The sequence below is a fragment of the Cobetia sp. 5-11-6-3 genome (assembly GCF_013374055.1).
GTDB classification, from domain to species: Bacteria; Pseudomonadota; Gammaproteobacteria; order Pseudomonadales; family Halomonadaceae; genus Cobetia; species Cobetia marina.
This window is the reverse complement of record NZ_BLWJ01000008.1, coordinates 170,989-194,132: the sequence shown is the minus strand read 5'-3', so window position 1 is coordinate 194,132 and position 23,144 is coordinate 170,989. Positions and strand designations below refer to the sequence as shown.

The following is a 23,144-nucleotide window of genomic DNA, read 5'->3' as shown; positions in this document are numbered from 1 at the left end:
CCCTGTCTCCACCAGCGGAAATCCTACAGCGTTATGTCCACGCTTCGACGCTGCAATCCCTGGAAGATCTCGATTTGACGCGTCTGAACGGCAGGTGCGATTGGCAAGCGATGTTTGACCTCCTTGCCATGCAATACCAATGACACTCTTTCCTGGGCGCCCAGACTTGCAAGCCGGAAGATATCCTCAGGAAGAGCCGCGATGACCAGGCCGGATGTCTGACTGGAAGACTTGCCGATGGCCTGGGGTGACAGCGATGACAGGGGGCCACTCTCCACCGGAGAAGGCTGCGGATTGTTCATGGTACCCATCAGGCGAACCTGCTGTGCGATGACACGGACTCGCCCGTTCAGGCTACCGATGACATCGAAGGTATCACTGGGTTTTATCTGTGAGACGGGGAAGGAATGACTCGCCATGGGGAGCGAGAAAAGTACTCTGTCCTCAGGAATGTAGTGCGAGAGACTTTGACGTTTCACCGGCTGGAGATCCTGGGGCTGGATGACATCCCCCGGCAGACGATTGCGCGTCATGACCTTGCCGATTGCCATGCTCATGTCCTGCAACCCTCCTGCCACATCCTTCATCATCTTGAGTTCCAGCATCTGAGGGGTGACGATCTGACCCCGAGCGATGAGATCGTTGGCCACCAGCACCTCTTCAGCCCCCACACGCTCGTACTGACGATACCCCAACAGGCTTGCCATCGAGGTGGATATCAGGAAAACGACCATGGCGATCGTCGTGCTGCCATTGAGACGAATGTTCATGGCATCCTCCGATATTCAGTTATGGCATGGCGGGTGGGCCGGGCATCCTGACGCTGATACCCGACCCGTGACGATGTCGATTACGGAGTGAAGCTGCTGGCACTTGCCGCATCATCCGCAGCGCCACCCGTACTTGGCCCGGAGCCATTTGCAGCGCCGGACTCGGTGAAGTCGACCGCCACGAAATCAAAGGTGACTTCGTCACCGGCATTGGTATCGGTACTGTCAATGAAGCCCGAACCTTCCAGGAATGCCGTACCTTCCGCGTTGACCAGACCATCAAATGCATAGGATTGATCCAGCTGGCCGATAGCTTCTGCCACATCCTCCATTTCCGCCGTCAATGAATCTCGCATGGTGACAAGTCCTACCACCATACCGATGACCATCACCGAGAGAATCAACACCAACTCGGTCGTCATCACGAAACCTGCCTGGGACTTCTTGGTTGTCTTTTTCATCTGAGAATCTCCAGTGAGGATATCTGCGTCAGCGTCGCTTTCCTGTCCGACAATTCGTGGCCACCGTCAGACTGTCATCTGCATCGTCTGCCTACGCCATGAAGACTAATGGATTCAGAGAGTTTCAACTGCAAACCAATGTGTCGCGCCATGTCACACCGGAAATGGCGTAGACATCAGGCATGAAAAAGGCACTGTGCGAGTCGCATCAGTGCCTTTTTCGATCAATGTTGGTCGGCTTGGAAAGCGCCGCTCAGACGCCGTGAGGAATCACCGGCAGAATCGCCAGCCCCGTGTGCCGAGATGGAAATGATCACGATGTGCCGCGTTGTAATCTGGCCCCAGCACGGTGCCGAAGCTCTCGCAGGCAGCGTCCTGCACGGCGCGCAGGAAACGCCCCGGGGCACCCTCATCCTCTGGTGCCGTCCAGTCGCGTGGCAGGCGGACCTGACGCCCATCCGCCAGCGTGAAGCCTGAGACATCCAGCGCATCTGCGGTGGCATGCTCACTGCGACGTGCGTTCTCCCGCCCATAGATATTGCGACAGGCATAGCTCCCCAGATGGGTCACCTGCGTCACCCTACTCCCCATCACCTCCTGCGCCGCCGTCTGCAGGCCATGGCGCTCGAAACGCAACCAGCTCACGGCCAATGGACAGCTGGCGATGAAGGACTGGTTGAAGCGAACGCCCTGTCCCTTGCCCGTGTCCCCGGGCACGGCATGCATGCGCACACTGTTGATGAGCCCACAGCCACTGTCACTGGGGCGATCTGGCAGAAAGGTCACCCGTTGCGGGGCTTCCCGCTCGACAAAGGCGCGACAGGCGGCCGGGTCATCGTCGAGTCGTGAGAGCTTCCAGCCGGTCAGCATGCCGGGCGGGTCACCCAGCTGCAGAGGCGTCCACGGCAGATGATGCGCGGGTATCCAGCGTGACAGCACGAGGATGTCCCGCTGCAGCGCGACGCCCAGCAGGATGACTGCCAGGCACATCAGCGTGACCCACCGGCCCTTGCGTCCTGCCTTGCGTTGCGGTCTGTCCATGACATGTCTCCTCTTCGTGGCTCGAGTCCCTCGTCGCCGTGCTCGGCTCCCGGCATGCCCGAGACATCTCCCATGCATGCCATATCAGAAACAGTGAAATGAAGGATGAGGCGCTGCCAGACACTCGCCTGTCCACTATGCTGGGCGCAATCCAGCAGAGCGGTCAGACGCACCCTGATGGGCCGCGATTCTCTGGCTGCCTCTGCACGGCAACGCGATTTCAGGAGCGAACATGACGACAGCATCCACCTCACGACTGGGCAGGATACCGCTCTCGGTGCTGGACCTTGCCCCCATCCGAGACACCGGCAGTGTTGCCGAAACCTTCCACAATAGCGTCAGCCTCGCCCAGCATGTCGAAGCGCTGGGCTTTCATCGCCTGTGGCTGGCAGAGCATCACAACATCGATGGGATCGCCAGTGCCGCGACATCAGTGCTGATCGGCCATGTCGCCGGCAAGACATCACGTCTGAGAGTCGGCTCCGGCGGCATCATGCTGCCCAACCATCCCCCTCTGGTGGTGGCCGAGCAGTTCGGTACCCTGGCCACGCTCTATCCTGACCGCATCGACCTGGGACTCGGGCGAGCGCCGGGCTCCGATGGCATCACCATGCAGGCGATGCGCCGCGATCCTTCCGCCGGCGTGCACGACTTCCCTCAGCGGCTGGCCGAGCTTGAGCAGTACCTGGGCGAGGCTTCCCCCGCTCAGCGCGTCAAGGCCATGCCGGGTCAGGGCACTCATGTGCCCCTGTGGCTGTTGGGGTCGAGTGATTTCAGTGCACGCCTGGCGGCCGAGAAGGGATTGCCCTTCGCCTTCGCCGGCCAGTTCGCGCCCGGCTACATGCTGGAGGCCATCCGGCTCTATCGTGAGAACTTCACGCCCTCCGCGGTGCTGGACGCGCCCTACGTGATGCTCGGCCTGCCGTTGATCGCCGCCGAGAGCGATGAACGCGCCCACTTCCTGGCCAGCACCCAGCAACAGAAGTTCCTGAACCTGATCCGCGGTGAGAGCACGCGCGCCTTGCCACCCCGCGAGACGCTGGACTGGTCAGCGCGGGAGGAAGCCATGGTCGGCCAGAATCTGGCAGCCGCCATCATCGGTGGGCCTGAGCGCATTCGCCGCGAACTCGAGCACTTGCTGGAAGTGACGCAGGCGGACGAATTGATGTTCAACTCGGACTTCTATGACCATGCAGACCGTCTGAAGAGCTACGAGATACTCGCCGAGGTCGCCAGGCGTTGACCGAAAGGGGATTTCCCCACCACGCCCCACCCTCCTGCCCCACGCAAGACGCCGCCCACATGACATGTGAGCGGCGTCTTGCTGTCAGAGCACAGGCTCGGCTCAATGGTGATCGCGCGGGTTCACTCGGCGATTCTTGACGTCCGGTGCACGACGGATGCGGTCTTCCTCGGCCAGGCTATCAGCCTCGAAGACATCCGCACCGACCGGTGTCTCGCCATGACGGCGATAGAGCTGGCTGAGCATCTGGCGGCGGTCTGCACGCAGCTCCTTCACCAGCACCACGATCATTCCGTAAAGAATGAAGGTGAAGGGCAACGCCGAGAGGACAGAGGCCGACTGCAGGCCCTTGAGACCGCCCGTCGAGATCAGCGTCAGACAGATGGCCGCGATCAGCACGCCCCAGACCACACGCTTGTAGAGCGGCGGGTTGATCGAGCCGGCGTCCGTCATCTGCGCCACGATATAGGAAGCGGAATCCGCCGACGTCACCAGGAACACGAAGATCAGCAATATCGCGACAACGGACAGCACATTGCTGAAGGGCATCAGATCGAACATCTCGAACAGCGCGGACGTGATGTTGGCATCCGTTGCGGCAGCCAGTCCGACATCCCCACTCAGCTCCATGTTGAGCGCCGCGCCACCGAAGACACCGATCCACAGACAGGCCAGCAGCGGCGGCACGATCAGCACGCCCACCACATATTCCTTGATGGTACGTCCCCGCGAGACACGCGCCACGAAGGTGCCGACGAAGGGTGACCAGGCGATGACCCATGCCCAGTAGAAGACGGTCCAGGAACTGTTCCAGTCATTGCCGTCATAGGGCGACATGCGCAGACTCATGCCGATGAAGTTCTGCAGATAATCGCCGATCCCCAGCGTGATCGTCTTGAGGATATCCAGCGTCGGCCCGGTGAACAGCACATAGAGCATCAGCGCGATGCAGATGCTCATGTTGAGGTTGGACAGCCGCTTGATGCCCTTGTCGAGCCCGGACCAGGTCGAGGCCATGTAGGCACAGAACATCACCCCCATGATGATGAACTGCCACTGCCAGCTCTCCTCCACTCCGAAGACGAAGTGCAGACCACCATTCATCTGCAACACACCAAGCCCCAGCGACGTCGCGACCCCCATCACGGTGGCCACCACCGCGAAGACATCCAGAACTGGCCCGTAGCGGCGCACCTTGGGGTGCTTGGCCGTCACGGACGACAGCACCGAGGAGACCAGCCCCGCCTGCCCTTTCCTGAACTGGAAATAGGCGATGATCAGCCCGACGACCGAGAAGGCGGCCCACTGATGGACGCCCCAGTTGAAGAAGGCATATTGGATGGCGTAGCGCGCGGACTCAGGCGTCTCCCCCGGCATGTCACCGAAGGGAGGCTTCAGATAGTGCTGCATGGGCTCTGCCATGCCGTAGAACACCAGCCCGACCCCGAACCCCGCCGCCAACAGCATGCTGACCCAGGAAAAGAAGCTGTAGGAAGGCCGGCAATCCTGCGGCCCGAGACGGATCTTGCCGTATTTGCTCAGCGCGAGGCTGACCAGAAAGATCACGAAACCAAAGACGGAAATCAGATAGAACCAGCCGAACATGCTGGTCACGGCGCCAAGCGCCTGATCAGCCAATTCACCGAAACGGGTGGGGAATCCTGCCCCCAACGCGACCAGACCCAGAATGATGATGACTGACGCGCTGAATACGCGCTTTCCTCCAGATGTCATATATCGCTACTCCCTGTTAGCTGTGACAGCGGTGAGGTGGATCGCGCACCAGCGAGAAACGAGTAGCGCTATCGCCAACGAATATTCGCAGTGCCTTGTAGACATGACTCTGATTCCCCAGAACTTCAAGGGCCAGCGACGGAAAACTTGCGTCTGGCCGGCGCTGGGTGCGCCAAGGGGCAGGCAGATGACGGGTATCATCCTGATATCGGAAAGCGGTGTGAGAATTCATGGCAGGCGAAGCTTGCCAGATGATTCATGACAGGCAGCTCATGACAGGCGGTTTTTGGCAGGCGGCTCCTGACAGGCATTGGCGAGCACGCCGAAAGACTTCTACATTACTTGTACACAAGTGATAGAAACATGACCTGCCACGGAGAGAATCCCCGATGCCTGTTCAAGCCTCCACCTCGCGCCACACGGCGAATACCGAGACTGCCACCCTCCCTACAACGCCCCCTGACACGCTGCATGTCAGCTCACCCGCCGAGCGGCAGGCTGAGGCCAGCATGACGCTCGATTCCCTGTCGCGCGCCCTGCAACAGGGCATGGTGCCGGTCGTCGAGGTCATGTCATTGGATGGCATCTACAAGGTGCGCATTCACCACTGCCACGGCATTTCCGATCTGACTCGCCTTGATGGCAAGGCCCTGTGGTTCAAGGGCACGGGAGAGATACGCGACCTCATGAGATCGCGGGGCATCAGTCACGGCGTGCTGACCTGGGCGGATCAGTGGGGGGATGAGATGATCGGCATGGTGTCGCGCTCCCTCACTCAGGAGGAATTGCTGGCCTGGGGAACGCGGATCTGCTTTCGCTAGCGATGACACGCCCAACGCCTCGCAGGCTCTGTGGGGCTCTCCGGCAAGCACGCCCTTCTGCCACCAGCTCCTGCTGCCAGCTCCCACTGCTACGTCCCACGACAAGACAGGCCCCCGGAGAGACTCCGGGGGCCTGTCTTGTCGTCTTGCTTTCTTGCGTCACTCTCGCGTCACTCTTGCATCACCCTCGCGTCACCCTCCCGCCGACGCCGCTGACCTCATCTGTCGACACCCAGGGATAGACACCTAGGGATGGACACTGGCCAGGCTCAGACCTCGGCCGCTTCTGGCGCAGTCTCGGGATGCCTTTCCAGCAGCGCCAGCAGGTGGGCCTTGCGTGCCTTGAACAACTCACGGTACTCATAGTCTCGCTTGTAGGTCTGCTTGGAGACCACGGCCGTCTCGAACACCTCGAACGGTGCACCATTGCTGGCGAAGCGATTGTCCAGCGCCATGAACGCCTCGATCAGAGAGGGCGTGTAGTGCTGACGCAGGCTCTCGTTGAAGAAGTAGCCCACCGAGAAATACGGCATGAAACCGTGGCGCTCGGCGTCCCGAACGAAATCGGCATACAGCAGCGTGGGATGCTGACGTCCAATCCCCAGCTTCGCGTGATTCTTGGCACGATTGGACACGAACACGGCCGTCTGGCGTGGCTGGAACAGATGCTCCACGAACAGTGCCAGAACCCGCGTGACCACCGGGGACCCTTGCCGGGCAGCGATGAACCAGGCTTCCACGGGCCGGCTGGGTGCCTTGTGCTGACGGAAGGTGAAGACGCCATGTCTGGCGGTGGCGCCGGGCAACCATGTCGCGAGCGGCGCCAGGCAGAACGTCGTGGCATCCGCCCAGATGCCACCGAAGCGACTCAACAGATAGAGTCTGAGAACATCCGTCTTCATCGCCATCGACAGCCTGACGGTGGATAGCTCGAACGCCGCCATGAGGTCCACGCCCAGCACCTGCTCGAGATTGTCAGCGTTCAACAGGCGCACTTCGTGGTCCGGATTCTGTCTCTGCCAGGATGCCACGCTCAACTGCACCACTTCCGGCGCCTCTTGTAGCGGGGCATGCCAATACATCCAGATGATCTTCTCGACGCCCTGCTGCTCTTCGCACGTCTGGTGTCCGCTCGCCTGGCATTCGCACGCGGCGCGCAGATGCTCAAGCGCCACAGAGGCTTGCTGATGCCGAGGGGTGCCGGGCTCAAGCTGGTCAATGCCGTAATGGGCGTCGTAGCGACGACTGAACCAGGGGACACGCTTGCGCAGCCAATAGCCCTTGTTTTCAAAGGTATCACTGGCAATGAAGGCGTTGATCATCACGATTTCCGAAAGACGAAGAGGTAGCTCCAGAAGCCACGAGGGAGCGATGAATGGACAGGACTGCCGGCATCTCGACACGCGACGATGTCAGGCACAGCGGCTTGCGGCGCTGTGGCGACACCCTTGTGACGCTTTTTCGATGACGGCACTCCCGCGATGTTACAACAGCCAGCCAGTGCCGTCCTGCGGGTTCATGATGTCAGTCGTTCACCTCGGACGGCATCGTGTCATGCCGGCTCCTGCACCTGGTGGCCGGCCTCCCGGCAGCGTTCGGGGAATTCCTCCCAATGCTTGATGAGCTGCCAGGCGCCGGTATCCCGCAGCACCTCGGCGTGGCCCGGCGGAATGTGGCTGGCCCCCAGATGCCCCACGACCTTGAGACCCGCAGCCACGGCTGCCTGCATTCCCGTGCGGCTATCCTCCACCACCAGGCATTCCTCGGCGGAACGACCCAGCGTCTTGAGGGCGAGCAGATAGAGGTCGGGCGCCGGCTTGGGGTTGATGACGTCATCGGAGGTGAAGATCGGCAGTTCGCGGTCGCCATTGGCCGCGGCGATCTCGTCCAGAATGCCACGCAGTCCCGAGCTCTCGAGGTTGATCTTCATGCGTGAGGCGGAGCTGTTGGACACCACCGCCAGGGGCAGGCGCTGATCGCGAATCCACTCGAGCGTCTTCACCACGCCCGGCATGGCCTCGAGGCCGTTGGCGAGACGCTGATCCACCTCCAGACGAACCTGCTCCAGGGCATCGGCCGGCAGGCGATGCTGACTGCGGCCTTCCAGGTCCACCAGGATGTCACGCGTCATCATCCCCAGGCAGCGATCCAGCTCATGCTCGATCTGCTCGCTCGTGCCGAGATCCGGCAGCCACAGCGGCAGCTTCTCCTTGAGCACGCCGTCGGCAATGATCTCGCTATCGACCAGGACTCCGTCACAATCAAATATCAGCTGTTTCATTCAATCTCCAGGCAATCAAAGGGAGGTGCATGGCATCGGCCTGTCACTCAGGGGGCTTGTCAGGGCAACGATGACGCCATGACAGTCATCATTTCCCTCATTCATGAGGGCGGAGGCGACACAAGGCAATCCTTGAGCACGAATTGCCGTGTTTCGAACGTCACCATCGCGCATCCCTTGACCTCGCCAAGCAAGATGCACTGCAATGAGAAGGTGTGACAGGGATTCTCACTTACTCGAGACGACCACGCAGGAGGAAGTATGCATCATCGTACGTCCACCCCATGCCATCACGCCTCACACTCCACGCGCGGCTTCGGCACTGGCCTGCTCGCTGGCGCGGCCGCGGCGACCGCCTTCTTTCTGGGACGCCGTCTGAACAGTGCTCGCAAGGTCAGCAGTGGCCATCCGCTCAAGCACCAGGTGCTGGACGCGGCCTCGCAGGTCATGCAGCGCAAGTACCCGATGGAAGCGATGAGCACCTACCTCAACGGCTTTCACCATTACGCCGATGACATGGGCCGCCAGGTGGAAGCCAGTCATTTTTGCATCCACCTGGAACATGATCTCCACCAGTGCGTCATCTTCGATTCCAACCGCAGCGACGCACGTCTGATCGGGATCGAGTACATCATCAGCGCCGAACGTTACGAGCGTCTCCCCGAAGAAGAGAAGCCGCTCTGGCACAGCCATCACTATGAGGTGAAGTCGGGCATCCTGGTGGCTCCGGGCATCCCGGAACTGGCCGAGCGCAGTTACTTCGAGGATCTGGTCACGACCTACGGCAAGACCTTCCACACCTGGCAGATCGACCGCGACGACTTCCCCTACGGGATTCCGCAACTGATGATGGCCTTCACCCGTGACGGCCAGATCGACGAGGAGCTGATGAAGCGCCGCGATGATCGCTTGGGCATCAGCACCGAGGAGCGCCGCAGCAAGCGTGCGGATATCGCGATGCCCAAGGTCAGTCCGAAGGCCAATGGCGGCCCGACACCGCCTGACAGCGAGTCGCATCAGCCGCCTCACGAGAGCCTGGACGACCAGCGCTGACCCTCTCTCGACAGCGAATGACGCGACTCATGACAGCACTCATGACAGCACTCATGACAGCACTCATGACAGCACGCCCGGCAATTGCCGGGCGCCCTGTCATCTGAGCAAACCACTCGGGGTGGCTTCTTCTCGGCACCACCTCGATCGTGGCGGTCGTGCTGGCGGTCGTGCTGGTTGTCGCTCTGGTTGTCGTGCTAATCGTCGCTCTGGTTGTCGTGCCGCGGTTTTCCCTCACGTGAGGTGGAGGCCATCTTCTCGAGTTCCTCCTCGCTCATGGAGTCGTACATCGAACGCGCAGCGCCCTCCAGCTCGCTCGCCTTCTGCTCTCCCCGGCGCGCGGCCAACGCCGCTCCTGCTGCCATCTGCTGTGCTCTGGACTTGGCTGGCATGACTCTCCTCCCATCACTCTGGATGAATTTCATGCGCCATGATCGGCGCCAACGAGCCTGACGCGGTGACTCGCTGTCATGCTCATTCACCGCCATGCGGCTCTCCCGCGAGCTTTTCAAGCCTCGACAAGCCTTGAGTTTCGCCCCGCTGACCCAAGGCCATGAACAACAGGCCACGTCTTGTCAGCGATGCGCCAGCCACAGCGTACCGCTCGTCCATGCAAGCGCCATATGCCATCCATCGATGGGCCCCGTTCACCCGCAGGAGAGCCGCCATGCCCGACGCCGAATTCCCCCACGACCTGACGCCACATTCCGCCCAGGATGACCTGACCACCCTGGACGCCGAGCAGCTGTCGCGCGGCTATCGACGTGGCGAGTTCGACCCGCTGCAAGTGACACAGGCAGTGCTCGCCCGTATCGAGCGACTCAATCCGGCGGTCAACGCCTACGTGCATGTCGCGCATGACACGGCGCTGGAGGCGGCGCATCACGCCAGACAGCGCTGGCAGGCGGGCCAGCCCCTGAGCCCGCTCGATGGCATCCCGACCTCGCTGAAGGATCTCACCGATGTCGCCGGCATGCCGGCGCGCGAGGGCTCGCTCACCACGGTAGCCACGCCCTGTCAGCAGGACGCCCCTCCGGTGCGGCGCCTGCGCGAGGCAGGCGCGATTCTGCTGGGCAAGACCAATACCCCCGAGTTCGGCTGGAAGGCCGTCACCGACAATCGCGTGCATGGCGCCACCGGCAATGCCTGGAATACCGCGCTGACCCCGGGCGGCTCTTCGGGGGGTGCGGCCACCGCCGCCGCCCTGAACCTGGGAGTCCTGCATCAAGGCGGAGATTCCGGCGGGTCAATTCGCATTCCCGCCGCCTTCAGTGGTGTCTTCGGCTTCAAGCCCACCTTCGGCTGGACAGCCCAGTGGCCTCCCGCCCAGGCCGCTTCCCTGTCCAGTATCGGGCCGCTCACCCGCAGCCCACGCGACGCCGCCGCCATGCTCAATGTCATCGGCCGTCATGATGCACAAGACCCCTACGCCACCCGCGGACAACCCGAGGATTGGGGCGTGGAGATCGGCACGCCACTGACAGGCCTGCGAATCGCCTACTCCCCGCGCCTCGGGCAGGCCGATGTCGACCCCGAGATCGCCAGTCGGGTAGCACGCGCCGCAGAGCGTCTGGCGGGGCTTGGCGCCGAGATCGTGGAGGTCGATCCCCCCATCGACTCAAGCCTCGAGATGTTTCGCAAGATCTGGTTCACCGCGTCGCTAGGGGTCTGGAAAGGCTGTGATGCCCGCCAGCGCGAACAGCTCGACCCCGGCCTGGTCGAGAATGCCATGCGTGCCCGCGACTGGACCTCGCTTGAGTTGTTCGAGGCCTTCGAGGCCCGGCACCGGCTCACCCAACAGCTTGAGCGCTTCCATCAGGACTACCCTCTGCTGCTGACGCCAAGCGTCGCCGTCCTCCCCTTCGCACTGAATCATCAGGTGCCGCCCGCCAGCCAATGGCACGACTGGGAGGAATGGACGCCGTTCTCGTACCCCTTCAATCTGAGCGGCCAACCCGCCGCCTCGGTCCCCTGCGGATTCACCTCGCAGGGGCTGCCGGTCGGCTTTCAGCTGGCAGGCGCCAGGCACTCTGACGTCCATCTCCTGAAAGCGGCCACCGCCTATATGGACGCCTACCCGACCGCGCACCCCGCCGAGCCCTACCGCCCGAGGTGAGATCGCGCGGCCACACTGGGTGACCGGCGACCTTCACAGACGCCAACGCCCGCCACTGCCCCTTCATCAGGGGCGGTGGCGGGCGTTGGCATGTGATGCCTGTCACCCAGGCAAGAGGCAATTTCCGGGGCTATTCAAAAGTCTATTTCAATACGCCATGCAAAAGGCGATTCACATGACGGCGGCCCCGCGAACTCACCCGATTACTTGAGCGAATCCTGATTGCCGATGCGGGCCATCATCTCGGTGAACATCTGGATGTCCAGCAGCAGATTGTCGACACGCTTGAACTCTTCAGAGGTATGTCCGGTATAGGTCTCGCCCGGCATCGACGGCCCGAAGTTGATCGCATTGGGCAGCAGCTTGGCGGTCGTGCTCCCCGCCGAGGAACGCGGTTCGGCATCGAGTCCCGTGGTATCGCCGAAGATGTTGAGCAGCGTCTGGAGCCAGGCACCGCTGGGGTCACGCAGCATCCAGTCGCGAATCTCGACGTTCAGCGCCACGTCCATGCCCTGCTCCCTGGCATAGGCTGTGAGCTTTTCCTTGATCACCTGGCTGAGTTCCTCAGGCGACTTCTCGCCCGCCGGAGCCCGCACGTTGACCGCGACACGCAGCGCGTCGTCCTCCTTCTCCAGATAGGTCGGCGTCACCTTGAGCGGCCCCATGAAATCATGGGAGTAGGCAATGCCCAGCAGCTTGCCGTGATAATCCAGCCCGTAATTGTCATTCAGGTAGTGCACGGCATCTTCATAGGCACTGTCCTGGAAATCGATACCGGAGGTGGCCAGCAGTCCCGCCAGTCGTGTCACCGGATTCACGCCATTGGCCGGTGCCGATGAGTGGGCCGACTTGCCCGTCACCGTGACGATGACGTCCTCGCCCTTCACTTCACTGGCGACGCTGAAATCCTTGCCGTGCTCGTTGACGTAACGGCTGCCAAGCGCTTCCAGCTTGTGGTTGAGCGCCTTGGCGCCCGCGGCATCACTGGCGTGCAGGGTAGCGACGGAGCGCTCGGGAATCTGGTTGGTCGCAAGTCCCCCCTTGAAGGAAGTGATCGCCGGCAGGGCATCCGCCGCCTGCCCCGTCTGTGTCTCGCGTGCCAGCGGGAAGCGCGCATCGATGGTGCCGAAGCCATTCTCGGCAGTGATTGCCGGATAGCCGCTGTCCAGCACGATGTTGTATTCGGGCAGCGCGTTGTGCGCCTTGTAATAGGCGAAGCCCTCACCGCCGGTCTCTTCCGTCGTCTCGATCATCAGGCGAATGGTGCGCTTGACCGGCACCGCGTTCTCCTTGAGAGACTTCATGGCATACAGCGCCGCGGCGATGGAGGCCTTGTCATCCTCGGTGCCACGCCCGTACAGCTTGCCATCGATCTCGGTGACCTCGAACGGATCCAGGTGGGTGCCATCCTCAAGCGTCCAGCCCTCCTGGTCCGCCGGCACCACATCCCCGTGGGTGAGAATGCCGAACACATCCTCCCCCGTCCCCTTGAGCTCCACCTCGAAGACACGGTCATCCACGTTGCGGAACGTCAAGCCGAATGCCTCGGCCTTGTCCTTGATCAACTCCCCGAAACGCGAGATCTCGGGGTTTTCATGCTGGGGTTTCTCACCGACCTTGAAGGTCGGGATCGCGACCATTTCCTTGAGCAGCTCCTGGACGTCATCGCCATACTGCAGTCGGTTGTAGACCCCCAGCAGGCGATAGACGTTGACGAAGTCATCCCCCTCCAGCGGCTCGCCGGCCAGATAGTGGTCAATGGCGCCGGAAACCGCGCTGTCTTCCTGATTGCGTTCCGCGACCTGCTTGAGGAAACCGTTGAAGTCTGCCGCCAGTGTCTCCTGCCCCTGCTCGACCAGACTGGCCAGCTGCTCATGCTTGAGCGTGTGCTCGCCCTGCGGCGCGCGCTTGCCAGTGTCATCGGCTGCCATCGGCTCATCTGCGCTGACAGGCAGCGCGCTGCCAAGTCCGAGCGCCAGGCCCAGCGCAAGGGCTGTCTGACGGGAGGTGGCGTGAGTGGCTATTCGGGTACTCATGGGCATGTGCATCCTTGTGTTGGGCAGGTATCCACGTCATCAATGGCCTGACGGCACGAGGTGGGAGCAAGCCCCTCACCGACCTGCGCCATCAGGCGGATCCCGCGACATCGAGACGCTGTCATCGGCCACGCCGTCGAACATGCTGGCCGTGACCTGGCCCTTTAGTGAAACACAAAAAACTTATACATAAACACCTCATATATTGAACCGAGGCTGGCCAGCCCCTGCACGCCTGACACTCATGGGCCCTTCCCTTGCGTGTGGTCAGTTCCAGCGCTTGAGCAGAATCTCGATGAACAGCTCCGCGATCGGTGACAGCGACTCACCGCGACGCCGCAACAGGCCAATGGTGCGGTCAATGCGTGGCTCGGGCAGCTCACGCTGACACAGCACCTCGTGCTCCGGCCCGGGCATCGCCATCGACGGCAGGATGGCGACGCCAAGCCCGCTCTCGACCAGCCCCAGCGAGGTCGAGAGATGCTGGACCTCGTAGAAGCCGTCCAGATGCAATCCGGCGGACAGCAGGGTGTTGTCGAGCAGAATGCGGTTGCCGCTATCGCGGGAGACGGTGATCAGGCGCACATCATCCAGATCGCTCCACTCGACGCGCTTTTTCTGTGCAAGCGGATGGTCGCGACGCAGTGCCAACACGAAGGGATCACGATAGATGGAGGTGAAATCTACTGCCGGATGGTGGGCACTGACCATGTTGATACCAAAGTCTGCCTCCCCCGAGACCACCCTTTCGACCCCTTCATTGGCACTGACATCCAGGATGCGAATCCGGATGCCGGGGTAGGCGGTATTGAACTCGCGCACCACGCTGGGCAGGAAGTAGAAGGCTGCCGTGGGCAGACAGGCGATGGTCAGCACCCCCTTGCGGTGGGTGGCCAGCTCGCGAACGCCCACCAGAGAGGATTCGTAATCTTCGAGCAACTTGCGGGCTTTTGGCAGGAAATCACGTCCAATTGGCGTCAAGCGGCTTCTCCGCGTCGTACGCTCCAGCACTTTTGCACCGAGCACTTCCTCCAGTTTCTGGATACGGCGCGACAGGGCCGGCTGCGAGATGTGCAGTCGCTCCGCCGCTTCATTGAAGGAATGATTCTCGGCCACTTCGACAAATGCCGACAGATCCAGAAACTCCAATCTATGCATGCAACTATCCTATTGATTCATTATTCGGATTAATGCGCGTAATGGTGACAGTATAGTTTTTATTTGCATTTGATGCATAGATCATCGGCTGTGATGCTTCAGAAAGGCGCAAACAGACAGGAGCGCGTTCCAACATGATGCATTCACTTCCTTGCATGATCCTACGTGGCGGTACCTCTCGGGGCCCCTTCCTGCGTCTGGACCACCTCCCCGCCGATGACGACGGCCGTCGCGAAGTCCTGCGCCAGGTCATGGGCTCCGGCCACGCATTGCAGATCGATGGGCTGGGCGGCGGCAATTCGTTGACCAGCAAGGTCGCCCTTGTCGGCCCCTCCACGCATCCTGAAGCGGATATCGACTATCTGTTCGCCCAGGTCGATGTGGAAGGCGACAAGGTCGATTTCTCGCCGAACTGCGGCAACATGCTGGCCGCGGTCGGCCCCTATGCCATCGAGACCGGCATGATCCCGGCAAAGGGTGACCTGACCCGTCTGCGGATTCACAACCTCAACACCCGCACCCTGATCGACAGCCAGGTCCCGACACCCGATGGTCGCGTCGCCTACCAGGGCGACACGCGCATCAGTGGTGTGCCCGGCGCCGGCAGCGCCATCAAGCTGGGCTTTCTGGGCGCTGTCGGTGCCAAGACCGGCAAGCTGCTGCCCAGCGGTCAGGTCATCGACGTGATCGAGGGCGTGGAGGTGACCTGCCTCGACTCCGCCACGCCGGTGGTACTGATCGAAGCGGCAAGTCTGGGCTGGGCAGGCAACGAAGCGCCCGCCGAGATGGACGCCAACCGTGACGCGATGGCACGCCTCGAGAAGATTCGCCTCAAGGCGGGGGAATTGATGGGCATGGGCGACGTCAGTGACTCGGTGCTGCCCAAGCCGGTGCTTCTCTCCGCTCCGCGCACCGAGGGCGGTACCCTGTGCGCACGCTACTTCGTGCCGCATCGCTGCCATGGCGCGCTGGCCGTCACGGGGGCCATCACGCTGGCCGTCGCGACCAGTCTCCCGGGCACTCTGGCCAACCGCGTGGCGCTGGCCGCCGGCACGCTGACACCGGGGACTCTGGCGGAGAAGGTGAAGCTCGAGCACCCGGCCGGGTTCCTGGACGTCGAGGTCGAACACGCCGATGGCGACCCGATGACCCCCAGCCGTGTGTCCCTGCTGCGCACGGCACGCAAGATCATGAATGGCGAGGTGTTCTTGAACCTCCCGGACTCGCTGGAAATGCCTGAACGCGCCTGAGCGCAGTCCGCGCGCGTGCAGGATCGCCAGGCTGTCACGACCGCATGTACCTCTGCGCCGACAGCGCCTCGACAAGCGTGACGAAAGTACTGCAGAAGATTGATTTACAATGCATTTGATTGAAATGAAATGACCTCTCTGCGCCGCCATGCAGTTAGCGCATCACTGATTGACAACGCATTCCAACAATAATCAGGAGTCAGACCATGTCCCTCATCGTGTCTACGCCCAAACGCCATGCCCTCAAGCGCCATGCCCGCACCACCGCCCTGGCCGTCATGCTGCCCGTCATGGGCCTGCTGCCGCTGTCTTCCGCCGTGCACGCCGCGGCGGAAGTCCCTGACACCCTGACCTGGACCGTGCCCTTCGGGGTCGGGGGCGGCACCGATGTCTGGGCACGCTTCATGTCCAACTGGGTGACCAGGGACCTGCCGGGCAACCCGGCTGTCGTCATCGACAACGTGCCGGGGGGCGGTTCCATCACCGGCGTCAACCTGTTCAGCAAGCGTGCCGGCGATGATGGCGACGAGATGGTCGTCACCTCGGCCTCTACCCAGTATCCGGCCATGCTGCGCGACCGTCGCGTGCGTTACGACTATGCCGACTGGGAACCGATCCTCGCCGCCCCGACAGGCGGTGTCGTCTATGCCTCAAGCTCGCTGGGCAAGGACAGCGCCAGTGCGCTCAAGGCCCTCGCCTCCCAGACGGTGAAGTTCGCCGGCCAGAACCCGACCGGGCTCGAGATGCCGGTGCTGATGGCGTTCGATCTGCTCGACTTCCAGGTTGATCCGGTCTTCGGCATGAAGAGCCGTGGTGAAGGTCGCCTGGCCTTCGAGCGTGGCGAAGTCGCCCTCGATTTCCAGACCACCTCCGCCTACAGGAGCAACGTCACGCCGCTGGTCGACGCCGGCCAGGCCGTGCCGCTGTTCAGCCTCGGCGTGATGGATGACGAAGGCCACATCGAGCGCGACCCGTCCTTCCCGGACCTGCCGACCTTCTCCGAGCTGTATCTGGCGCAGGAAGGCCATTCACGCGATGACGAGGCCTATCAGATCTTCCACAAGTTCTTCGCCTCCGGTTACGCCATGCAGAAGATGCTGCTGGTGCCGAAGGGTGTCGATCCAGCACTGCTGGAGCAATACCGTCAGGCGGCACGTGACATGGCCAAGGACCCCGAGTTCCTCAAGGAAGCGGCGGTGAAGGTCGGTCCTTATGGCCTGATGGTCGGCAAGGCGGCAGCGGCGCAGTTGCAAGACGCCATGCAACTGAGCGAAACCCAGCACGAATGGGTCAAGCACTGGCTGATGGAACGACACGGTATTCGCCTGCAATCTCGTTGAAGCCCGCTGACGCTCTCCAGCGCCATGACGCTGGAGAGCGCAAGAAGCACCAGAGAAGAACAAGAGGTTGAGCAACGCCATGATCGACACCCTCCTGTCCAGCATTGGACACGTCTTCACGCTGACGCATCTGCTGTTCATGATGATCGGCATCTTCGTCGGCCTGCTGGTCGGCATCATCCCCGGCCTGGGCGGCATCGCCGGCATGGCGCTACTGCTGCCCTTCCTCTACGGGCTCGACCCCGGTTATGCACTGGGCATGCTGATGGGCATGGTCGCGGTCATCCCGACCGGCGATACCTTCGCCTCGGTGCTGATGGGCATTCCCGGCTCCAGCGCGTCACAGGCCACGGTGCTGGATGGCTTCCCGCTGGCCAAGAAAGGCCAGGCGGCGCGCGCGCTGACCAGTGCCTTCCTGTCCTCCCTGTGTGGGGGCGTGATCGGCGCCATCATTCTGACCGGCTTCATCCTCGTCGCGCGACCGCTGGTGCTGGCCTTCTCGTCAGCAGAGCTGTTCGTGTTGACGCTGCTGGGTCTGACGATGGTGGCGGTGCTGTCCGGCAAGAACCTGTTCAAGGGCACGGCGGCCTGTGGTCTTGGCCTGCTGGTCGGTGCCATCGGCGCCGCACCGGCGACCGGCGAGTACCGCATGAATCTGGATATCGATTATCTGTACGACGGGGTGCCGCTGATCGTGCTGGGCCTGGGCATCTTCGCCCTGCCGGAGATCGTCGAGCTGCTGCTGGGACGTGGCAGCATCGCCAAGGACGGCAACACGGACCTGGGCAAGGGCTGGTCTGCCGGCATCAAGGATGTGGTCAAGAACAGGTGGCTGGTCGCGCGCTGCGCCGGGATCGGCAGCCTGATCGGCACCATTCCGGGTCTGGCGGGTTCCGTGGTCGACTGGATCACCTACGGTTTCGCGGTCAAGACCGCCAAGGACCCGAGCCAGTTCGGCAAGGGTGACATCCGCGGCGTCATCGCGCCGGAGTCCGCCAACAATGCCTGTGCCTGTGGCGCCATGGTGCCGACCCTGCTGTTCGGGGTGCCAGGCTCCGGGACGGCCGCCGTCTTCCTGGGGGGCCTGTTGCTGCTGGGTCTGGAACCGGGCGTGTCGATGATCACCACCAATCTGGACATGACCTACACCATCATCTGGTCTTTGGCGCTGGCCAATATCCTGGGCGCGGGCCTGTGTCTGATGCTGGCGCGTCCGGTCGCGCAGCTGACACGTGTGCCCTTCGCCATTCTGGCGCCGGCCATCACCGTGCTGATCCTGTTCGCTGCCTATCAGGCCAGTCGCTCGCTGGGTGACTGGGCCGCGCTGGGCATGATCGGCATGCTGGGCGTGCTGTTCAAGACGGCAGGCTGGTCGCGTCCGGCCTTCCTGATCGGCTTCGTGCTGGCACCGGGTGCCGAGAACTACTTCTACCAGAGCATGCAGTTCCACGGCGCCGAAGCCTTCCTGCGTCCGGGCGTGCTGATCATCCTCGGCCTGATCCTGCTGGCCTTCTTCCTGCCGGTGATCCGCAAGGCGATCATGCGTCGTCGCCAGACCCATGAAGTGGTCGAGACCGCGCCGTCCCCGGAAGAGGATGTGCTGGAATCACGCGGTTTCGGTGGCGTCGACTTCCTGCTGCTGGGCCTGATGGGGCTCGCCGGCCTCTGGGCGCTCTACGACGTCAAGGATTTGATGCCACTCGGCAAGGCCTTCCCGACCCTGGCCGCCTTCATCACGCTGGTCTCGGTGATTGCCGTGGTCTTCAACGGCTGGCGTCGCGGCATGATTCGCGTCCAGCAACCGGCCTTCAAGGCAGTGGGTGTGGTACTCGGCTTCTTCGTGCTGATCGGCGTCAGCGCGCTGCTGGGCTTCGTCTCCACCGCCGTGCTGTTCTGCCTGGGCTTCCAGCTCATCGTCGCACGCAAGTCAGCGGCGTTCGCGGGACTCTTCGCCCTGGGCGTCGCGGTCTTCCTGCTCGGGATGCAGGCGGCCATGAATCTGCACTATCCGACGGGATTGCTGGATGACGTGGTACTGCCGATGATCCCCTTCCTGTAAGGCCTCTCGCGCCGCAGACAGCCACGCAACGCAGCGCAAGAGATACCAGGCAACGACAAGAGAACGGGCACCCTGAGGGTGCCCGTTCTCTTTTCACGCCCGACCATGACGGAGGCTGACGGTCAGCAGTGCTCAGTCAGCCCGCTGCGGCCGAGCCCGCACAGCCTGGGGCGAGAGGCCGAAATGACGCCGGTAGGCCGTCGCGAAGTTGCAGGCATGCGCATAGCCGACACGATGCGCCACCTGCTGCACACTCATGCCCTGCAACAAGGCCTGACGTGCGCGCTGCATGCGACATTCGCGCTGATACTGGCTCAGCGAGCAACCATAGGTCTCGCGAAACTTCTGGCGCAGACTCGACGCGCTCATGCAGGCAAGCCGCGCCAGTTCCGGCAAGGCATGCTGACGCTCCGGCGCCATCTTCAGCCGCTGACGCACCGCCTCGAGATGCCGACACGTACTGCTGGATGTCTCCGGGTACCCCGGCGTCAGCCTCTCGTGAGCCCGTTTCTCTCGTCGATTGGCGTTCGGGGCTCGGCCGTCAGCGCCCCTGTCACGAGCGACCCGATCCTCGGACACCTGACCGGTATGACACTGCCGCGCATGCCGGCGGCGCAAGGCACCTCCCAGCAATTGCAGGCCCAGCCCTTGCCATTCCAGCAGACAACATGTCTCACGAGTGTGCTCTGCACCGTCGAGGCGCTGCGCCAGACATTCCGCCAGCTGCTGACGAAGGCCTGACCCCGGCCGCCACCGGCGAGGCTGAGCCGGCCAGGGGGGCGAATGCAGATCCCACTCGGCAAAGCGCTGCAGGATGTTGTCGGACTGCTGACGTTCATCCTCGATATGCAGCACCACACACCGCAGCCGCCCGGGGAAGTACCCGACGTTCAGAGCATGCGGGGAGCCCACCATCGGAGCGCGAAAGACGCCGCCTTCTCCCCGGGTGACATCGATCTGGACTCGCGCCTCTTCCGCGACCTTCTCGCTTGCACTCGACAGGGGCTCAGGACACGGGCACGTGGCAGTTGGCGTCGCTGCCATGCCCGACAGCCTCAGCGTGCCTTCCAGTATCAGACAGACATAGAGTCCTTCATGGAAGGGATGCAGTTCCTGATAGCCGTCACGGATCGTCAGATCACACAGCACCAGACGCCCTCCGGGCCAGACCGGAATCTCCTGAACCCAGCCGGTGCTGTGTGCATAGCGGACGGACTGCCAGTCCTCCCTCCGCACACCGCACGGAGGCAAGGAGGAAGCATCCTGCTGTCTCAAGCCCTGCTGTCTCAAGCCCTGCTGTCTCAAGCCCTGCTGCATGAAAGCGCCATTCCCTGGAGTCATGGATAGGTAGGAGTTGCCTCTGGGCGTGCGAGCGACGTGCCATGGCATCGAAGAAATCGAGGAATTGACTGCCTCACACCTTTATTTATGCAAATTCCCTTGATAAGAGCTGCTTTAAAATACAACAGATCTCAAAAGCAAAACAATCTCATTAATGTTTCGCGCTGCGGCTCTCCCCTAACCTTCTCCACTCGCCTTCTCCACTCGCCTTCTCCACTCGCCTTCTCCGTCTCCCCCTTTCCCGATAGTGCCTCCGACGCCCGCATGCGCGTCGCGATGACAAGCGCCAGGCAATCAACGCCAAAGGTTTGACAGTCACCGGGCATCTGTCACTAATGGTGGCCTATCCACCCAAGGAGCACGCTGCATGTTTCTGCTGATTCTCTTTGCCGCCATCGCCATCGGCATCTCGTTCATCTGCTCCGTGCTGGAAGCGGCGCTGCTGTCGCTTTCCCCAAGCTATGTGGCAAGCCTGCGTGAGCAACACCCCAAGCGCCATGCGGCGCTGGCCACCCTCAAGGACAACATCGATAAGCCGTTGGCCGCCATCCTGACGCTCAATACCATCGCGCATACGGTCGGTGCGACAGGCGTGGGGGCGCAGGTGTCCGTCGTGTTCGGCGAGGCCTGGGTCGGCGTTGCCTCGGCGGTCATGACGCTGCTGATCCTGGTGGCCTCGGAAATCATCCCCAAGACCATCGGTGCCACCTACTGGCGTCAGCTGTCCCCGATGCTGCCCGGCGTGCTCAACATCATGGTCATCTCGCTCAAGCCGCTGATCTGGCTGTCGGAAATGATCACCTCGCGGATCGGCAAGCACTCGCATGACATTGATCTGCGTGGCGAGATCAAGGCGCTCGCACAACTGGGGCTGGAAAAGAAGGCGCTGGAAAATGATGAGCAACGCGTCATCACCAACATCCTCAACCTGCATGAGATGAAGGTGCGTGATGTGCTCACGCCACGTCCTGTCTGCCAGACGGTCAGCCCCGAGATGACCGTGGCCGAGTTCAATGACCAGTTGACGGTCTGGCCCTTCAGCCGCTACCCGGTGATGACCGCCGATGAGCGAACGCTGGGCATGATCCACCGCGCCGATGCGCATCAGGCCGAACCCACCACTCCGCTCAAGGACCTGATGCGCCCGATCAGCGAACTGCACGCCGAAGACAACGTCGAACAGGCCTTCGCTCGCATGCAGCGCGAGCGCCAGCACCTGTGTGTCGTCTACGACAATCTCGGCAACTGGCTGGGGGTCATCACGCTGGAAGACGTGATGGAGACGATTCTCGGCGAGGACATCATCGACGAGACGGACAACGTGGCCAATCTGCGTCGCTTCGCCCGCCAGCGCTGGATCAAGCGCATCGGTGCCGCCCCCTCGACACCGGACGACACCCGAAAGAGCTCTTCACAGAACGACACATCACCGACAGAACACAAGGCATCAACGGAGGACTCCAAGCACGGCCAGTCGTGACATGGACTGCGCGAGCCCCGCGCGCGTCAGGCGTGAAACCACCGCCACACTGAACGACAGAAGCCCCGTGACAGCCAGACAGGAGACTGGCCATCACGGGGCTTCTGTGTCGAAAGGCATCGTGCATCGTGAGATGACGAGGATTCAGCTGGCCTTTGCCGTCTCCCTGGCCTTTTTCCGGACATACAAATGCACGGAACCGCCTTTGACAGGGCGTTGCCATTTGTCCAGATACTCCAATTGCTGAATCACTCCCCCCAGCTTGCTGGCACCATGATCCGCCGGCGTGAAGCCGGGCATCTTCTTTTTCAGGTAACTTCCCAGCGCTGACAGGGCCGTCCAGCCATCCGTCTGTGGCAGCTCGTTCAGTGCATTGAGGATATGCGACCTCAGCTGTCGCTGTGCCTTGGTCGGCTTGACGAGGGTGACCGTCTCGGCCGGCGGCTTGCTCGGGGGCTTCTTCACGACAGGCGACTTGCTCGAGGGCTTCGCCACGGCGGGCGTATCCGGCTCCCTGCGCAGACACTCGGTATGCAGGAAACTGTCACAGGCGGAAACGAAGGGTTGAGGGGTCTTGGCTTCTCCGAAGCCATGCACGCGCATGCCGCTTTCCCTCAGACGTGTCGCCAGGCGCGTGAAATCACTGTCCGAGGACACCAGACAGAATCCCTCCACATTGCCCGCATACAACAGATCCATGGCATCGATGATCAAGGCGGAATCCGTCGCGTTCTTGCCCTGGGTATAACGGAACTGCTGGATAGGCTGAATGCCATGGTGCAGAAGTGGCTCCTTCCAGGGCGTCAGATTGGAGGTGGTCCAGTCCCCATAGGCGCGCTTGATGCTGGCGATTCCCAGTTTCGCGATCTCCGCCAGCAATTCCTCACAGACGGCTGCCTGGGCATTGTCTGCATCAATCAGTACCGCAAATCGATCTTTTCCCGTTGGTGACATGTCTCG

General features: G+C 62.2%; 19 protein-coding genes. 8 read left to right on the top strand and 11 right to left on the bottom strand.

Features of this window, described 5'->3' with window-relative positions; genetic code table 11:
- Positions 1-23: 23 nt before the first annotated feature.
- From HXS66_RS13965 to HXS66_RS13955, 3 genes are all read right to left on the bottom strand, one after another.
- A complete protein-coding gene (locus tag HXS66_RS13965; protein ID WP_176494095.1) occupies positions 24-770 on the bottom strand; it encodes an SAF domain-containing protein in 747 nt (248 codons plus the stop codon).
- Positions 771-850: 80 nt separating this feature from the next.
- On the bottom strand, positions 851-1,231 hold the full coding sequence (locus HXS66_RS13960) for a hypothetical protein (RefSeq protein ID WP_084208465.1): 381 nt from the start codon (positions 1,229-1,231) through the stop codon (positions 851-853).
- A gap of 270 nt (positions 1,232-1,501) precedes the next feature.
- Positions 1,502-2,272 (bottom strand): extensin family protein, encoded by a 771-nt coding sequence (locus HXS66_RS13955; protein ID WP_176503867.1) that lies wholly within the window; start codon positions 2,270-2,272, stop codon positions 1,502-1,504.
- Between the two features lie 232 nt (positions 2,273-2,504).
- On the opposite strand from HXS66_RS13955, the gene HXS66_RS13950 reads away from it, so the two are divergent.
- Positions 2,505-3,515, top strand: a complete 1,011-nt coding sequence (locus HXS66_RS13950) for an LLM class flavin-dependent oxidoreductase (protein ID WP_176503866.1) — start codon at positions 2,505-2,507, stop codon at positions 3,513-3,515.
- Positions 3,516-3,617: 102 nt separating this feature from the next.
- Here the strand turns inward: HXS66_RS13950 and HXS66_RS13945 are convergent, their stop codons facing one another.
- Positions 3,618-5,249 carry a BCCT family transporter gene (locus tag HXS66_RS13945; RefSeq protein WP_176503865.1) on the bottom strand — a complete coding sequence of 544 codons (1,632 nt, stop codon included), beginning with the start codon at positions 5,247-5,249 and terminating at the stop codon, positions 3,618-3,620.
- A 389-nt stretch (positions 5,250-5,638) separates the two neighbouring features.
- Here HXS66_RS13945 and HXS66_RS13940 point away from each other — a divergent pair, with 389 nt between their 5' ends.
- Complete coding sequence (locus HXS66_RS13940) at positions 5,639-6,070, top strand: hypothetical protein (protein ID WP_254696508.1); 432 nt, start codon at positions 5,639-5,641, stop codon at positions 6,068-6,070.
- A 269-nt stretch (positions 6,071-6,339) separates the two neighbouring features.
- Here the strand turns inward: HXS66_RS13940 and HXS66_RS13935 are convergent, their stop codons facing one another.
- Entirely contained in the window at positions 6,340-7,392 is a 1,053-nt protein-coding gene (locus HXS66_RS13935; RefSeq protein WP_176503864.1) for a capsular polysaccharide synthesis protein, read from the bottom strand.
- Between the two features lie 230 nt (positions 7,393-7,622).
- Positions 7,623-8,351 (bottom strand): HAD family phosphatase, encoded by a 729-nt coding sequence (locus HXS66_RS13930; protein WP_176494099.1) that lies wholly within the window; start codon positions 8,349-8,351, stop codon positions 7,623-7,625.
- Between the two features lie 261 nt (positions 8,352-8,612).
- Here HXS66_RS13930 and HXS66_RS13925 point away from each other — a divergent pair, with 261 nt between their 5' ends.
- Positions 8,613-9,404: an OBAP family protein gene (locus HXS66_RS13925; protein WP_176503863.1), complete on the top strand. Its 792-nt coding sequence runs from the start codon at positions 8,613-8,615 to the stop codon at positions 9,402-9,404.
- A 197-nt stretch (positions 9,405-9,601) separates the two neighbouring features.
- Here HXS66_RS13925 and HXS66_RS13920 read toward each other — a convergent pair whose 3' ends face one another.
- Entirely contained in the window at positions 9,602-9,796 is a 195-nt protein-coding gene (locus tag HXS66_RS13920; RefSeq protein ID WP_077371330.1) for a DUF3008 family protein, read from the bottom strand.
- A gap of 275 nt (positions 9,797-10,071) precedes the next feature.
- On the opposite strand from HXS66_RS13920, the gene HXS66_RS13915 reads away from it, so the two are divergent.
- Entirely contained in the window at positions 10,072-11,520 is a 1,449-nt protein-coding gene (locus HXS66_RS13915; RefSeq protein WP_176503862.1) for an amidase, read from the top strand.
- Positions 11,521-11,723: 203 nt separating this feature from the next.
- On the opposite strand, the gene HXS66_RS13910 is transcribed toward HXS66_RS13915, so the two are convergent.
- Both HXS66_RS13910 and HXS66_RS13905 read right to left on the bottom strand, forming a co-directional pair.
- Positions 11,724-13,556: a dipeptidase gene (locus HXS66_RS13910; protein WP_255303268.1), complete on the bottom strand. Its 1,833-nt coding sequence runs from the start codon at positions 13,554-13,556 to the stop codon at positions 11,724-11,726.
- A gap of 267 nt (positions 13,557-13,823) precedes the next feature.
- Positions 13,824-14,714 (bottom strand): LysR family transcriptional regulator, encoded by an 891-nt coding sequence (locus HXS66_RS13905; RefSeq protein ID WP_084208457.1) that lies wholly within the window; start codon positions 14,712-14,714, stop codon positions 13,824-13,826.
- Positions 14,715-14,848: 134 nt separating this feature from the next.
- Between HXS66_RS13905 and HXS66_RS13900 the strand changes: the two genes are divergently transcribed.
- The 3 genes from HXS66_RS13900 (at position 14,849) to HXS66_RS13890 (ending at position 19,363) form a co-directional block, all read left to right on the top strand.
- Complete coding sequence (locus HXS66_RS13900; protein WP_218015190.1) at positions 14,849-15,964, top strand: 4-oxalomesaconate tautomerase; 1,116 nt, start codon at positions 14,849-14,851, stop codon at positions 15,962-15,964.
- A 206-nt stretch (positions 15,965-16,170) separates the two neighbouring features.
- Positions 16,171-17,304, top strand: a complete 1,134-nt coding sequence (locus HXS66_RS13895; RefSeq protein WP_077371246.1) for a tripartite tricarboxylate transporter substrate binding protein — start codon at positions 16,171-16,173, stop codon at positions 17,302-17,304.
- 79 nt (positions 17,305-17,383) lie between these two features.
- Entirely contained in the window at positions 17,384-19,363 is a 1,980-nt protein-coding gene (locus HXS66_RS13890) for a tripartite tricarboxylate transporter permease (protein WP_084208455.1), read from the top strand.
- A gap of 132 nt (positions 19,364-19,495) precedes the next feature.
- On the opposite strand, the gene HXS66_RS13885 is transcribed toward HXS66_RS13890, so the two are convergent.
- Positions 19,496-20,614, bottom strand: coding sequence for a helix-turn-helix transcriptional regulator (locus tag HXS66_RS13885; RefSeq protein ID WP_176503861.1), 1,119 nt, complete (start codon positions 20,612-20,614; stop codon positions 19,496-19,498).
- Positions 20,615-21,071: 457 nt separating this feature from the next.
- Here HXS66_RS13885 and HXS66_RS13880 point away from each other — a divergent pair, with 457 nt between their 5' ends.
- On the top strand, positions 21,072-22,184 hold the full coding sequence (locus HXS66_RS13880; protein ID WP_176503860.1) for a CNNM domain-containing protein: 1,113 nt from the start codon (positions 21,072-21,074) through the stop codon (positions 22,182-22,184).
- A 144-nt stretch (positions 22,185-22,328) separates the two neighbouring features.
- Here HXS66_RS13880 and HXS66_RS13875 read toward each other — a convergent pair whose 3' ends face one another.
- Positions 22,329-23,138 (bottom strand): NYN domain-containing protein, encoded by an 810-nt coding sequence (locus tag HXS66_RS13875; protein ID WP_176503859.1) that lies wholly within the window; start codon positions 23,136-23,138, stop codon positions 22,329-22,331.
- Positions 23,139-23,144: the final 6 nt, after the last annotated feature.

Excerpts from the sequence above, each read along its gene's own strand:
- HXS66_RS13965 (WP_176494095.1), bottom strand. The coding sequence starts at position 770 with ATGAACATTCGTCTCAATGGCAGCACGACGATCGCCATGGTCGTTTTC.
- HXS66_RS13960 (WP_084208465.1), bottom strand. The coding sequence starts at position 1,231 with ATGAAAAAGACAACCAAGAAGTCCCAGGCAGGTTTCGTGATGACGACC.
- HXS66_RS13955 (WP_176503867.1), bottom strand. The coding sequence starts at position 2,272 with ATGGACAGACCGCAACGCAAGGCAGGACGCAAGGGCCGGTGGGTCACG.
- HXS66_RS13950 (WP_176503866.1), top strand. The coding sequence starts at position 2,505 with ATGACGACAGCATCCACCTCACGACTGGGCAGGATACCGCTCTCGGTG.
- HXS66_RS13945 (WP_176503865.1), bottom strand. The coding sequence starts at position 5,249 with ATGACATCTGGAGGAAAGCGCGTATTCAGCGCGTCAGTCATCATCATT.
- HXS66_RS13940 (WP_254696508.1), top strand. The coding sequence starts at position 5,639 with ATGCCTGTTCAAGCCTCCACCTCGCGCCACACGGCGAATACCGAGACT.
- HXS66_RS13935 (WP_176503864.1), bottom strand. The coding sequence starts at position 7,392 with ATGATCAACGCCTTCATTGCCAGTGATACCTTTGAAAACAAGGGCTAT.
- HXS66_RS13930 (WP_176494099.1), bottom strand. The coding sequence starts at position 8,351 with ATGAAACAGCTGATATTTGATTGTGACGGAGTCCTGGTCGATAGCGAG.
- HXS66_RS13925 (WP_176503863.1), top strand. The coding sequence starts at position 8,613 with ATGCATCATCGTACGTCCACCCCATGCCATCACGCCTCACACTCCACG.
- HXS66_RS13920 (WP_077371330.1), bottom strand. The coding sequence starts at position 9,796 with ATGCCAGCCAAGTCCAGAGCACAGCAGATGGCAGCAGGAGCGGCGTTG.
- HXS66_RS13915 (WP_176503862.1), top strand. The coding sequence starts at position 10,072 with ATGCCCGACGCCGAATTCCCCCACGACCTGACGCCACATTCCGCCCAG.
- HXS66_RS13910 (WP_255303268.1), bottom strand. The coding sequence starts at position 13,556 with ATGAGTACCCGAATAGCCACTCACGCCACCTCCCGTCAGACAGCCCTT.
- HXS66_RS13905 (WP_084208457.1), bottom strand. The coding sequence starts at position 14,714 with ATGCATAGATTGGAGTTTCTGGATCTGTCGGCATTTGTCGAAGTGGCC.
- HXS66_RS13900 (WP_218015190.1), top strand. The coding sequence starts at position 14,849 with ATGATGCATTCACTTCCTTGCATGATCCTACGTGGCGGTACCTCTCGG.
- HXS66_RS13895 (WP_077371246.1), top strand. The coding sequence starts at position 16,171 with ATGTCCCTCATCGTGTCTACGCCCAAACGCCATGCCCTCAAGCGCCAT.
- HXS66_RS13890 (WP_084208455.1), top strand. The coding sequence starts at position 17,384 with ATGATCGACACCCTCCTGTCCAGCATTGGACACGTCTTCACGCTGACG.
- HXS66_RS13880 (WP_176503860.1), top strand. The coding sequence starts at position 21,072 with ATGTTTCTGCTGATTCTCTTTGCCGCCATCGCCATCGGCATCTCGTTC.
- HXS66_RS13875 (WP_176503859.1), bottom strand. The coding sequence starts at position 23,138 with ATGTCACCAACGGGAAAAGATCGATTTGCGGTACTGATTGATGCAGAC.